Origin of the sequence: Cryomorpha ignava, from assembly GCF_010686655.1 — a bacterium.
Taxonomy (GTDB): Bacteria; Bacteroidota; Bacteroidia; order Flavobacteriales_D; family Cryomorphaceae; genus Cryomorpha; species Cryomorpha ignava.
On record NZ_JAAGVY010000117.1, the window covers coordinates 1 to 1,499 of the forward strand.

General features: G+C 38.4%; 1 protein-coding gene. It reads right to left on the reverse strand.

Annotated elements, in window-relative coordinates:
* Nucleotides 1–84: 84 nt before the first annotated feature.
* A partial coding sequence (locus G3O08_RS20635; RefSeq protein ID WP_204336977.1) for a hypothetical protein occupies nucleotides 85–1,499 on the reverse strand: 1,415 nt, incomplete at its 5' end.

The following is a 1,499-nucleotide window of genomic DNA, read 5'->3' on the forward strand; positions in this document are numbered from 1 at the left end:
TCCTTACCTTCTTTAATGATGGTGATCTTTTCCTGTGTGCTTTTTCGTTTTTTGTTTTTCATTGGTTCTAAATTAAAGTTTTTTTCAAACTTTAATCTGTGTCCAATCATTTAAGGGGCTGGAGAGAGGTAAATCCGATCCATATAAAGCATCGGTCAAATTATTTAAATCGTCATATCGATATACATAAGCATGGCGATTCAACATCGCTCCATCTTCGTCAGGAGTCTTGGCGTTCCACATCATGCTTGAAATATTCCCACCGTATCTCGGAGTTACGGAGTGAGGGTTATCCATTGACGGGGGAGGCACGTAATAATCAGAACTTTCATCAAAATAGGTCAGCTCCTGACCGAAAACGTCATCGGAATCATCGTTAAAGGCATCAACAATTAAAGCAGTATTATTTATATGAGTAAGGTTTCCCTGATCATTGTAGCGATAATCTATATTCTGTAAATAATGGAAAATCCCTACAGGCTTATGATGTCTTAGTTTTTTGAGTTGTCCTTTCTCATCGTACCAGCGAGAACTTACGGTCACTTCAGGATCATTGTCTATTCTACACTTAACCTGTCGTAATTTACCACTTTGATTTGAATAAGTATAGCGCGTACTAAATACGTGTTCAGAATCGGTTGCTTCGAACCGATGATACTGCATAGTCTTTTCTACTTGTCCATATTCATTGTAGTACGTATCAATTCTATCCCATCCCCCTTTATGGTTTTTAGTGAAAGCCTGTATTGGCCGTTTTTTAATATCATAATAGGTTACAGTAGCTAACCAGCCACCCATAGTGCCGTCAGCATTTAAAATGCGGGTGTTTGAACCGGTTGCCAAACCGCGAACAACTTCTAATGGCAACGTAATCGCATTAAATGGAATGAAATTAAATTCGACGGGGAAATCAAAATCATAGTTATCAAAATAATATACATTGGTAATCGAGTCTATTTGTGAAGCTGTTAATACGGGATAAGTCAAGTTAGAATAGCCCATAAGTGATCCTGTTCCGCCTGTGAATATTTCCCCTTTAATTATTTCACCATTATCTTCAAAATGTTCAGCACTTTCTACACTATGGAAAGAATGGTGTCCTGCCATAGTTGTTGCACCTTTGATAACAACCCTGCCTCTGGTATCGTATTTCACAAAATTCCATTTGCCCTCCATTATTTGCTTGTTATCCCGGCTCATTACCACGCGATCATAATGATCGAACACAAAATTTTGTTTCCCGGTTCCCGGCATTTCTTTTTGCCATAGCCGACCTTTTTCATCGTACGAGTAAGTTGAAACTAAATCTTTTACTATTTGTAATGTGGGGTGCGGAGTATCAGAAACTTTAACAACATAAGTGCCGAGGATTTCAAGTTCTTCCATTGCTTTGGCAGGAATGTCAAATACCACCCGACCAAAATCATCATAGACTGTATAACTGGTTAATTTCTTTTCAATTAAAGTTCCACCACTTCCTACATTGCCGGTGTAAGCTC